Source organism: Sphingomonas sp. SRS2 (assembly GCF_000971055.1).
Lineage (GTDB): Bacteria > Pseudomonadota > Alphaproteobacteria > Sphingomonadales > Sphingomonadaceae > Rhizorhabdus.
This window is the reverse complement of sequence record NZ_LARW01000155.1, coordinates 1-10,975: the sequence shown is the minus strand read 5'-3', so window position 1 is coordinate 10,975 and position 10,975 is coordinate 1. Positions and strand designations below refer to the sequence as shown.

The following is a 10,975-nucleotide window of genomic DNA, read 5'->3' as shown; positions in this document are numbered from 1 at the left end:
TGATTCCATAATATGAAAGTTTCAAGAATTTCTTGTAAGGGCAGGGGAGGTGGCCGCAAGCGCCGATCCTCGTCCCGGAGGTCTTGATACCGTCCACAATATTGAATAATATCTGCACAGGAGACTTCGACGATTAACAAACCCGTTACGCTTAATGTTCGGCTCAGCGGCGCGCTGAGCGATTTCGTTGCGGCCAATGTCGGCGCGGATGGCAGCTACGAAAATGTCAGCGGATATGTGTGCGATCTCATTCGCCGGGACAAGGAGCGCCTTGAAGCGGAACGGTTCGAACGTCTCAAGGCCGAGTTGACCCAGGCATTCGATGGGCCCGAAGCCAGCTTCACCGCGTTGGACGCGGATGCTGTGATCGCCCGCAACCGCCGCAACTGATCATGGCAGCTTATCGCGTTTCCGCGATCGCTGGGCAACGGCTCGACGAGATATTTGCCTATACCAGCGACAAATGGGGCGACGCCCAGGCTGAAAGCTATGTTCGCGGCCTGTTCGATTGCTTCGATCGGATCGCTCGGCGTGAAACCACATGGCGAGCGATCCCGACAGAGTTCGGTGTCGATGGCTTTTATGCGCGGCATGAACATCATTATGTCGACTGGCGGACCCTGTCAGACGGAACCGTGGGCATCGTCTCGGTGCTGCATGAGCGCATGCATCAGATGGATCGTTTCCGCGATGATATGGCGCCCTGAACGTGCTGCCCCGCAAGCACGTCAATCTGTCGTCGCCGCACCATTTCTGAACTGCCGTGACGAACCTCTGAGAGCTAATTCCTATGTCCGAGAATCCCATTTATCGGACATAGCTATCCCGATTTCTTGGGGCACTGCCTATCACCAAGCAATCCGTCGATGCGGCATGGACTGTTGGTTGAGCCTCCCAGTGATCGACCGCCACTTGCGATATGGTAAATCTCTGCGCGGGATCACGCAAATGGCTCAATCTCTTCGCTCAATATCTCCGATCGACCAGATCGCGACCACGTCTTCTGAGAGCGGGTTCTCGACCCGCAGTTCCTCTGGCGAGAGCGCAACCAGGCATATCGGCTTTTGCTCGACACCTGCTGGCTGAACACAGCGAACTGGCTGACCATCAGGCAATTTGCCGACGCGCCCGGTCAGCCACAGCACGAAGCCGCGTGCCGCATTCAGTTGATCTGGCTCCACCTGCTTCACGGCGTCGAAGGCGCGTGGGAACCGTTCCTTACCAGCGAGATCGGAAGGTCCGATCAGACCGATCGCAAGGGTCTGTCCGGGCAACGTTATGGGCTTCGCATCGGTCGCGACGGCTTGGCCGACATTTTGCGAGCAGACTTCCGATGAGGACCACGGCCACCGGACCCAGAGGCCTTCGATCTTGCGAGATGAGGCGACCGCATCGGCAAGGTTCCATTCCGATGCCTGCCATTCAGTCAACTGTACGTTGATACGCAGCGCCTTGACTGCAGCATCGTAGCGCCAACTTAAGAGGGGCTCCGCGCCCTTCGGCGCTGGACCGGTGCAGCCGAAAGGGATCGCCAGTTCGAAACGGCGTCCCGCAAGCTTGGCGACATCTTGCGGCAAGGGACGCTCGGATGCCAAGGCATCGGCCGCACGATCGCCGAGAGTGAGAATATCAGCGCGCCCCAATATGCGGGGCTGTTCAGGCGGACGCGGCGTAACGATCACGGCCGGTTGCTGCGGAGCCAGGGCAGGCGAACTAGGGCCAGGCGAACTCGATCGCCCGATAAAGTAGCCGGCCGTACCGATTGCCATAGTGGCGGCAAGCGTGCCGGCAATCACAAGGCGGCTGGTCCTGGGGCTTGGCTCATGCATCCAGCCATTGATAGGCAAAATGATGAGTTCTCTCCAGACCATAATCGACGCGGCTGGGTGAGCCCAATCATTGACACGTGCAAGCCATCGTTCGAGGCAGTTTGTGATGACGGTAGATCAAGTTCTCACCTTGTTGGTGTTAGCCGGGGTTGTCGTGATGATGATCTGGGATCGTCTGCGCGCCGATGTCGTGGCGCTGACTGGGGCTGCCATTCTCCTGATGACCGGGGTTGTCCGACCGTCAGAAGTCCAAGGGGCATTCGCCAGCCCGGCGATCATCGCTCTGGCCTCGCTATTTGTCATTGCATACGCGCTCGAGCTCTCCGGTCTTCTCGACCGGGCCATCAGCCTGGGGGTCTCCTTGTGCCAACGGATGGGGCCGAAGGGACTTTGGCTGCTGCTTTCGATGATCGGCGGGGTCTCCTGCTTTCTCAACAGCACACCTATCGTCGTGCTCGGCGCACCCGTCATCCGCGACGTTGCCAACGCCCTTCGGCAGTCGCCGAAACGGTATTTGATGCCGCTTTCTTACATCACCGTGCTTACTGGTTGCTGCACCCTGATCGTTACCTCGACCAATCTTCTTGTCGACGACATGGCGCGTATCGCTGGTCAGCCGCGATTTGGCATTTTCGAGATTACGCCTGTGGGGCTGCCGATGGCCATAGTCGGTGGACTCTACCTGTTTCTCATCAGCGGCCGCCTGCTTCAACATAAAGATCGCGAAGAAGACGTGTCACCGGTGGATATATCGCATATCGCCAGCGCCCAGGTCGGCGAAACGCCCGCTTAAGCTGCGCAAGGCCCTGACCGCACTGGGGGTGTTCGTCGGCGCAGTCTCCCTGGCGGCGCTCAACGCTGCGCCCATTGCCGCGACGGCCCTCGCAGGCGCGGTGCTGCTTATCCTATTGCGTGTGATCACCGCGGACGAAGCTTATAGTGGCCTAAAGCCCCAGATCCTTGTTCTCATCGCGGGCATGGTGGTGATCGGTATCGCCATGGAGGAAAGCGGGCTCGCCGACGCCGCATCTGAGATGTTGATCGCCAGCGTCTACGGGCTGAGCCCGCTAATTGCGCTGATCGTGCTTTATCTCGTGACAATGGTCCTGACCGAGCTCCTGTCCAATGCCACCGTGGCTGTGTTGATCACACCGGTTGCGGTGGCACTCGCGGAAAGCCTCGCCGTCAGCCCGCGTCCGTTTCTGGTCGCCGTGATGATGGCGGCGAGTGCCGCCTTCGCCACCCCATTCGGCTACCAGACAAACGTCATCGTCTATCAGATGGGAGGTTATCGTTACATGGACTTCGTCCGCGTTGGCCTACCGCTCAACCTGATCACGTGCGTCGCGGCGATTCTCGCGATACAGCGTTTCTTTCCGTTCTGAGCCACAGTTGGAAACGATCCGGCTCTAGCGGTGCCTAGGCGGTTTTCGAAGGCGCCTGCAGCTCTTGGCAGTCCGTCTACGGTCTCAATTGGTGGCCGGCAGCACGCCGCCCAAGCCGAAGCCAATGTAACCGTCAAAGCAAGAGAACTGCGCCCCTTTTGATGCGCTGGTCGGCGGCCCCCCCACTGGCTCGTCAAACTAGTGCGCGAGTATCGCGGTGCGTGTGCCAGTCGGATTGGCACCCAAGGGCCGGCCGGTGCCCACTTTGCCGAAGAAAACAAAGATAGTTCGAGGCCTTGCCCCATCGGCCGGATTGCAACCATAAAGGCTGGAATGCTCATGAGGTTGCTTTGGGCCCACAAAGGACGTTTTCCATCGAATGGCTGATGCGCGACTCGCTCTCCTCATTCTCGCGCTCCCGTTTCTCGGTAGTCTGGTCGCTGCATTCCTGCCAGCGCGCGCAAGAAACTGGGCCTCGATCCTCGCCGGCGTGGTCACGCTGGGCGCCTTGGCGCTTCTGTTCGGCTTCTATCACGCCGTCTCCGACGGCATAACGGTTCGATACATCGAGCCCTGGCTCCCATCATTGGGGCTCGATTTCACATTCAGAATTACCGGATTTTCTTGGCTCTTTGCTCTTCTGATCCTTGGGATCGGTGCCCTCGTGGTACTCTATGCCCGTTATTACATGTCACCAAAGGATCCGGTGCCGCGCTTTTTCTCGTTCTTGCTGGCATTCATGGGGTCCATGCTCGGCATTGTACTGTCGGGCAATCTCCTCCAGATCGTGTTTTTTTGGGAGCTGACAAGCCTCTTTTCGTTTTTGCTGATCGGCTATTGGCATCATAATCAGAGTGCGCGCGATGGCGCGCGAATGGCGCTGATCACGACTGCCGCCGGCGGAGTGTGCCTGCTTATCGGCTTCCTGCTGCTTGGTCGGATCGTTGGCAGTTACGATCTCGACAAGGTACTGTTGGCCGGCGATCTGATCCGTACCCACGATCTCTACCTGCCCACACTGATCCTGGTTTTGATCGGCGCCTTCACCAAGAGCGCACAGTTTCCCTTCCATTTCTGGCTGCCGCACGCGATGTCGGCTCCCACCCCTGTGTCGGCCTATCTCCACTCGGCGACGATGGTGAAAGCCGGCATCTATGTGCTGATCCTACTCTGGCCAGTCCTTGCCGGAACCGGGACCTGGTATCTGATCGTCACGACCGCGGGACTGACGACTTTGCTCGTCGGCGCTTGGGCTGCGATCTTCCAGCACGATCTGAAAGGCCTCCTGGCTTATTCGACGATCAGCCATCTCGGGCTCATTACCCTGCTGCTGGGGCTTGGCAGTCAGCTCGCAGCCGTTGCTGCGATCTTCCACACCGTGAACCATGCAACTTTCAAAGCGTCGCTCTTCATGGCTGCAGGGATTATTGATCACGAGACGGGAACCCGCGACCTTCGGAAGCTGAGCGGGCTCGTCCATTACATGCCTGTAACCGCAACGCTGGCGATGGTAGCGGCCGCGGCCATGGCCGGGGTGCCTCTGCTCAATGGTTTTCTCTCGAAGGAGATGTTCCTGGCCGAGGCGCTCGAGGCGCACAGCGGCACATTCCTCGACTGGGCGTTGCCAATGCTCGCAACACTGGCAAGCATGTTCAGTGTCTTCTATTCCCTACGCTTCATCCATCAGGCCTTCTTCGGCCCTCCGCCTACCGAGCTTCCCCGCACGCCGCATGAGGCGCCCCACTGGATGCGTTTGCCGGTCGAGATTCTTGTGCTCTTGTGCATTCTCGTCGGAACGATCCCGGCCCTGACGATAGGTCCCTTCCTCGACATGGCGGTGCAATCTGTGCTGGGCAGCAGGACGCCCGCCTATAGCCTGGCCGTCTGGCACGGCTTCACTTTGCCTCTGCTCATGAGCACGATAGCGCTCGTCGGAGGAGTAACCTTCTACCGGCTCTTTGGTGGTCGCCTCAACACCATGACCAGTCCCCCCATCATTGGCCGGCTGAAGGGCAGACGAACGTTCGAGGTTGTGCTCGCAGCCCTCATCGATGGAGCGCGTGCTGCCTATCGACTGGTGAGTACAAGCCGACAACAGGTCCAGTTGCGCCTTCTGGTCGTCACCGCGATCGCAGCAGGCGGCCTGCCCCTTCTTTCGCTTGGTTATAGCTTCGGCACGCTCGGCCCCACCCTACTCGATCCGGTCTTCGCCGTGCTCTGGCTGCTGGGCAGCGCGGCGGCGATCGGCGCGGCCATTCAAGCCAAATTCCACCGCCTCGCCGCGCTCGCCATGGTAGGGGTCGCCGGTCTTTCGACCTGCATCAGCTTTATCTGGTTGTCAGCTCCTGATCTTGGCCTCACCCAACTGCTTGTGGAGATCGTGACGCTGGTCTTGCTGTTGCTGGGATTGCGGTGGCTGCCTCAGCGGTTCCCAGAGTTCTGGCGTGACGATCAGGTCCCTTTCAAGGTGCGCGTCCGCCGCAGCGGCGACCTAGTACTGGCCGTGATGGGCGGCGTCGGCGTGGCGGCAATCGCTTACGCGATCATGACTCGCCCTGCACCGAGCGGTATTTCGGACTTCTTCATGCAGCGGGCTTATCCGAGCGGTGGCGGGACCAATGTTGTCAATGTGATTTTGGTCGATTTTCGAAGCTTCGATACGCTGGGCGAGATAACGGTGCTGGCCATCGTAGCGTTGACGGTGTTCACGCTCTTGCGGCGGTTCCGCCCTGCCGCCGAGAGCATCGAATTACCCGACCAGCAGAAGGTGCAGAATGCCTTCGATGACGCCCATGACGACAATGCGTTTGGGGATACCGCCGAACACTATTTGCTTGTGCCGCGAGTCATTATGGAATGGCTATTTCCGTTCATATTGACCTGCGCGCTCTACCTCCTGGCCCGTGGCCACAATCTTCCTGGTGGCGGCTTCGCGGGCGGGGTTACGGCATCGATTGCAATCATCCTGCTCTACATGGCCAACGGAACTCGATCGGTTGAGGCAAGGCTTCATGTGCAACCGGTTCGCTGGATCGCTGCCGGACTTTTGTGCGCAGCTGCGACCGGCGCGGCCGCTTGGTTATTCGGCTACCCTTACCTGACGACGCACTCCAGCTATCTCGATCTGCCAATCATCGGCGAGATCCCCATCGCCAGTGCTCTGCTGTTCGACATCGGGGTCTTCGCTGTGGTGGTGGGTACGACCGTTCTGATCCTTATCGCGCTCGCGCACCAATCCATCCGCACGCCAGCGGCACGCCGATCGGCGACAAGCTCTCCGGTTGACAGCGACAGCCAGGAGAGGTCCGCCTGATGGAGGTCGTGCTCGCACTTGCCATTGGCTTCCTGACGGCCTCCGGGCTCTGGCTCCTCTTCCGGCCCCGCACCTTCCAGGTCGTGCTGGGCCTCTCGCTCCTCTCCTACGCGGTTAACCTGTTTATCGTCGCAGCCGGTCGGTTGCGTATGGACGCACCGCCGATCGTCGGCAAGGAGGTCGCCGACCCCGCGCTCTACGCGGACCCTGTCCCCCAGGCTCTCGTTCTGACGGCGATTGTCATCTCCTTTGCGACGACGGCGCTTCTCCTGGTTGTCCTGCTCGCCTCACGAGGCCTGACCGGAACAGACCATGTAGACGGCGAGGAGGACGATCAATGACAGGCTGGATGCAGCATTTCATCATCGCCCCGATCGTCTTGCCAATGGCGGTCAGCGCCGTCATGCTTGCATTCAACGAGCGGCGGCGGGCGTTGAAGCGGGTGCTCAGTCTGACCACCATGGCCGGGCTGGTCGTCATTGCAGCCTTGCTTCTGTGGCAGGCCGACGGTCGCCTCGCTATCGGTGACACCGGTCCTGCAGGAGCCTATCTTCTCGGCAACTGGCCTGCTCCCTTCGGAATAGTGCTGGTCGCGGATCGGCTTGCAGCCCTGATGTTGCTCGTCACGAGCGTACTCGGGTTCACTGCGTTATTCTATGCCTTGGCGCGCTGGGACCGCTCGGGGCCGAGGTTTCACGTGCTGTTCTTGCTACTGGTGGCCGGAGTGAACGGTGCCTTCCTCACCGGCGATATCTTCAACCTCTTCGTTTTCTTCGAGGTTCTGCTGGCGGCCTCCTATGGTCTCATCCTGCATGGCTCGGGCGCGGAACGGACGAAGGCGAGCCTTCATTACATCACTATCAACATCGCAACATCGCTACTCTTCCTGATCGGGGTGGCAATAATCTACGCTGTGACTGGTACACTCAACATGGCTGATCTCGCGTCGCGGATCCCGATGGTGCCGGCCAGTGATCTGATGCTGCTGGAAGCCGGTGCCGCGATCCTTGGCGTCGCGTTTCTCGTCAAGTCGGGTATTTGGCCCCTCAGTTTCTGGCTGCCGCGCACCTATGCCGCGGCGGCACCGCCAGTCGCGGCCATCTTCGCAATCATGACCAAGGTCGGCATCTATATCGTCCTGCGCCTGACTTCGCTGATGTTTGACGACACATCGGGCGACGCAGCGGGGTTCGCCGACCAATGGTTGATCTGGGCAGGTTTCGCGACAATGCTATTCGGCACGCTGGGTATCCTTGCGACCCGCTCACTTACACACGTCGCAGGTCATTACGTGCTGGTCTCTTCGGGGACGCTGCTGGCGGCTATCGGCCTGGGTGGCCAGGCTTTGACCGCAGCACTGCTGTTCTACCTCGTGAGTTCGACCCTCGCGGTGGGCGCGCTTTACTTGATCATCGAGCCCGTTGAACGCAACGCGGACGAGGAAGACATCATCGCGGGTATCGCCGAACCGGTGTTCGACGACGAATATACCGGCGCGGTGGTGGGGGAAGAAACCGAAATCGGCGTGGTCATTCCTGGCACTATCGCGATCCTGGGCGGCGGATTCATCTTCTGCACGCTCCTCCTTGCCGGACTGCCGCCCCTGTCGGGCTTCATCGCGAAATTCGCGATCATCGATGCCCTGTTCGATGACGTCATCATCGAACCTGCCGCATGGATCCTCATCGCTCTCATCATCCTTTCCGGCCTGGCCACGCTAATAGCCATGACCCGGGCCGGCATCGATCTGCTGTGGACACCCGGAGAGGATTCTCCGGCTCGACTGAGTGTGATCGAAGTCGCGCCCATCGGTGTCCTGCTCGCCGCTTGCCTGGCGTTGATGGTGGGAGCCGGGCCCCTGTATCGCTACATGGAGGCCACCGCTGCAGCACTCGCCGACCGCTCAAGCTATATCGATATCGTCCGCTCCGCCCCGCGCGCCGGCGAGGACCCATCGTGAAGCGCCTGTTACCATTTCCCCTGCTTGCAACCGCGATCTTCGGCATGTGGGTGCTGCTGACCGGATTCTCGCTTGGTCATATTCTGCTCGGAGCGGTGATCGCGATCCTGCTCTCGCGCGTCATGCTGCCCCTCGCGCCCGCACGGCCGCGTATCCGGTTTGGCAAGGCCCTGATGAAGCTCACCGCCATCGTTTTTGCGGACATTGTGAGGTCGAATATCGCCGTAGCCCGTATCGTCCTTTTTCGACCGTCCGAACGGAAGTCCGGCTTCATCCGTCTGCCGATCGAGCTAGATAACCCTTATGCGCTGGCCACACTTGCGATCATCATCACCGCGACACCGGGCACCTTGTGGCTGCAGCACGAAGCCCACAACAAGATCGTGTTGATCCACGTCCTCGATCTGGTGGACGAAGCGCAATGGATCGAGCTCATCAAGAACCGCTACGAGACGCTTCTGACGGAGATATTCGGTTGAACACGTTGATCCTGGCTCTGGCCATTACCGCGGCGCAGATCATCCTCGGCCTCGCCATGGGCTGCGCAGCTTTTCGAGTGATGCGCGGGCCGCGAGCGCAGGACAGGGTTCTGGGACTCGATGCGCTCTACCTCGCAGGGATGCTCCTGCTTCTCACCTATGGCATACAGACCGGCCGAACGCTGTTTTTCGAAGGGGCCCTTGTCATTGCACTTCTGGGTTTCGCAGGAACGGTGGCTTTCGCCAAGTTTCTCATGCGCGGAGAAGTAATCGAATGATCCAAGCGCCCGAACTTCCGCTCTGGGCCGCGCTCATAGTCGGGATATTCGTGCTTTTAGGTGCGCTGATTACCTTGGTGGGCACCTTGGGCTTGATCAGGCTGAGCAGCTTTTACGAGCGAGTTCACGCCCCCACTTTAGGTCCTACGCTGGGCACGCTTTGCATTCTGGTCGCCTCGATCACCTGCTTTTCAGTGCTGCAATCCCGGCCTGTGGTGCATGAAATCCTGATCGGCATATTCGTGACGTTGACGACGCCGGTTACCCTCATGCTCTTAGCGCGAGCCGCATTGTATCGGGACCGCAGGGCAGGCGAGACCGATGTTCCGAAAGAATAGCGTCCCGCTCCTCCGTGTGCTCACGAGCGGTTTGGCCGATACGACGATAGAAGGGGCATCATCTCACGAAACGAGCGGCGCCGTTGCATCGACCGATTCTGTAATGCGCACGCTCTTGAGTATCGGGCTTCCTTACCCCGCGCTACCCGCCCGGTTCTGGATCCAATATATATTGGATTGATCTGGGCTTAGGTTGCACTTGCCTTTCGGGCCGATTCGCTCCACGTTTTGGCACAAAAAAAGGCCCACCTTACGGCGGGCCTTCGATATCCTTAAGCAATGAGGGGGGGCGTAAGCCCGCGTTCTCAATGCCAGCCTTCTCTATATAGGGTTGTTGACGGGATCGTCAATAGCCTCCGACAGGACGCCTACATTGCCCTTTTCCCAGGACGAGATACACGAACTGCCAATCGTCATCTCTGCACCCCGCTTTGCAACCTATCTGCAAGCAATGGGCAACGATCGGGAGCAGGCGCTCGCACTCTACGAATGGAATCTCGACCTTTCCGCGGCCCTGATCGTACCGCTTCAGGTATGCGAGGTCGCGGTCCGGAATGGCGTTGCGGAAGCGATCGAGCGCGTCCACGGCGCAAATTGGCCCTGGAATAACGGCTTCATCCGAAGCCTGCCTCGCCCCAAAGGCCGGTTCCGCTACAACCCCGCAATCGACCTGCAAACCTGCGCAGCCAGCCTGCCTACGACGGGCAAAGTCATCGCCGAACTCAAATTCGCGTTCTGGGAAACCCTCTTCACCGCAGGGCAGGACAGTCGCATATGGAACGCGCATTTCCGCGCTTGCTTTCCAGGTGCGCCGCCGGCTCAAACCATCGCGCAGTGCCGTGCGACAGCACATGCGGATCTGCGTATCATCCGGCTGCTGCGCAACCGGATCGCGCATCATGAGCCAGTGTTCACGCGGAACATCGACGACGATTATCAGCGGATACATGACATGATCGCCTGGCGAAGCCAGATCGCCGCCGCCTGGATGGATGGAAAGCAATCGGTCCTTGCTCTCCTGGCAACCAAGCCATGAGCGGCAAATTCTCTACCTTCGTCATCAAGGCACTGGTCGACACGATCACCGGCGGCGCGGGCAACGACAATAGCCCGGCAATCGGCATTTATCGCTCGGGCCCGAAGATCGAACAATTCTTCCTCGATTGCGGCCTCGACATGCGTATTGGGTCGAGTTCGCGCGTGCCGGCGACGACGGATTTCCTGCGCCAGACCTCCAATCACCATGACGGCCAAGGCGACATCTACGGCTCTGTTGCAAAGATTGGCGGCAGTCAGAGGTAGGCTGTCGCTCTGCGCCGATCAGGCGGCTGCTGCGAAATGGTGGTTGAGCATGCCCATGGCCTCCGTCAGCGCCGAGGGCCCAATGCCAAAA

11 protein-coding genes and 1 pseudogene are annotated in these 10,975 nt (G+C 59.7%); 11 read left to right on the top strand and 1 reads right to left on the bottom strand.

From position 1 onward, the window contains the following. Positions 1-237: 237 nt before the first annotated feature. Together WP12_RS26130 and WP12_RS22315 are read left to right on the top strand one after the other, a co-directional pair. Positions 238-390, top strand: a complete 153-nt coding sequence (locus tag WP12_RS26130; RefSeq protein WP_007015576.1) for a hypothetical protein — start codon at positions 238-240, stop codon at positions 388-390. A gap of 2 nt (positions 391-392) precedes the next feature. After that, positions 393-707 (top strand): type II toxin-antitoxin system RelE/ParE family toxin, encoded by a 315-nt coding sequence (locus tag WP12_RS22315; RefSeq protein ID WP_007015577.1) that lies wholly within the window; start codon positions 393-395, stop codon positions 705-707. A 246-nt stretch (positions 708-953) separates the two neighbouring features. On the opposite strand, the gene WP12_RS23710 is transcribed toward WP12_RS22315, so the two are convergent. Then, positions 954-1,682 (bottom strand): hypothetical protein, encoded by a 729-nt coding sequence (locus WP12_RS23710; protein WP_125962555.1) that lies wholly within the window; start codon positions 1,680-1,682, stop codon positions 954-956. Between the two features lie 253 nt (positions 1,683-1,935). On the opposite strand from WP12_RS23710, the pseudogene WP12_RS22305 reads away from it, so the two are divergent. From WP12_RS22305 to WP12_RS22265, 9 genes and pseudogenes are all read left to right on the top strand, one after another. Next, positions 1,936-3,214: pseudogene (locus tag WP12_RS22305) on the top strand (SLC13 family permease). 379 nt (positions 3,215-3,593) lie between these two features. Next, on the top strand, positions 3,594-6,527 hold the full coding sequence (locus tag WP12_RS22300; RefSeq protein WP_007015582.1) for a monovalent cation/H+ antiporter subunit A: 2,934 nt from the start codon (positions 3,594-3,596) through the stop codon (positions 6,525-6,527). Further along, positions 6,527-6,868 (top strand): Na+/H+ antiporter subunit C, encoded by a 342-nt coding sequence (locus tag WP12_RS22295; RefSeq protein ID WP_007015583.1) that lies wholly within the window; start codon positions 6,527-6,529, stop codon positions 6,866-6,868. The genes WP12_RS22300 and WP12_RS22295 overlap by 1 nt, the downstream gene beginning before the upstream one ends. After that, positions 6,865-8,487, top strand: a complete 1,623-nt coding sequence (locus WP12_RS22290) for a monovalent cation/H+ antiporter subunit D (RefSeq protein ID WP_041565056.1) — start codon at positions 6,865-6,867, stop codon at positions 8,485-8,487. Before WP12_RS22295 ends, WP12_RS22290 begins: the two co-directional genes overlap by 4 nt. Next, positions 8,484-8,966 carry a Na+/H+ antiporter subunit E gene (locus tag WP12_RS22285; RefSeq protein WP_007015585.1) on the top strand — a complete coding sequence of 161 codons (483 nt, stop codon included), beginning with the start codon at positions 8,484-8,486 and terminating at the stop codon, positions 8,964-8,966. The genes WP12_RS22290 and WP12_RS22285 overlap by 4 nt, the downstream gene beginning before the upstream one ends. Continuing rightward, complete coding sequence (locus WP12_RS22280; protein WP_007015586.1) at positions 8,963-9,244, top strand: K+/H+ antiporter subunit F; 282 nt, start codon at positions 8,963-8,965, stop codon at positions 9,242-9,244. The genes WP12_RS22285 and WP12_RS22280 overlap by 4 nt, the downstream gene beginning before the upstream one ends. Then, the gene (gene mnhG, locus WP12_RS22275; RefSeq protein ID WP_039858646.1) at positions 9,241-9,582 is read left to right on the top strand and encodes a monovalent cation/H(+) antiporter subunit G; all 342 of its coding nucleotides are present in this window, start codon (positions 9,241-9,243) and stop codon (positions 9,580-9,582) included. The genes WP12_RS22280 and mnhG overlap by 4 nt, the downstream gene beginning before the upstream one ends. A 373-nt stretch (positions 9,583-9,955) precedes the next feature. Then, positions 9,956-10,618: a hypothetical protein gene (locus tag WP12_RS22270; protein ID WP_007015588.1), complete on the top strand. Its 663-nt coding sequence runs from the start codon at positions 9,956-9,958 to the stop codon at positions 10,616-10,618. Then, positions 10,615-10,884 carry a hypothetical protein gene (locus WP12_RS22265; protein ID WP_046195849.1) on the top strand — a complete coding sequence of 90 codons (270 nt, stop codon included), beginning with the start codon at positions 10,615-10,617 and terminating at the stop codon, positions 10,882-10,884. Before WP12_RS22270 ends, WP12_RS22265 begins: the two co-directional genes overlap by 4 nt. Positions 10,885-10,975 lie beyond the last annotated feature (91 nt).

What these genes read in the sequence shown, in the direction of transcription:
- WP12_RS22315 (WP_007015577.1), top strand. Translation starts at nt 393, where the DNA reads ATGGCAGCTTATCGCGTTTCCGCGATCGCTGGGCAACGGCTCGACGAG.
- WP12_RS22300 (WP_007015582.1), top strand. Translation starts at nt 3,594, where the DNA reads ATGGCTGATGCGCGACTCGCTCTCCTCATTCTCGCGCTCCCGTTTCTC.
- WP12_RS22295 (WP_007015583.1), top strand. Translation starts at nt 6,527, where the DNA reads ATGGAGGTCGTGCTCGCACTTGCCATTGGCTTCCTGACGGCCTCCGGG.
- WP12_RS22290 (WP_041565056.1), top strand. Translation starts at nt 6,865, where the DNA reads ATGACAGGCTGGATGCAGCATTTCATCATCGCCCCGATCGTCTTGCCA.
- mnhG (WP_039858646.1), top strand. Translation starts at nt 9,241, where the DNA reads ATGATCCAAGCGCCCGAACTTCCGCTCTGGGCCGCGCTCATAGTCGGG.
- WP12_RS22265 (WP_046195849.1), top strand. Translation starts at nt 10,615, where the DNA reads ATGAGCGGCAAATTCTCTACCTTCGTCATCAAGGCACTGGTCGACACG.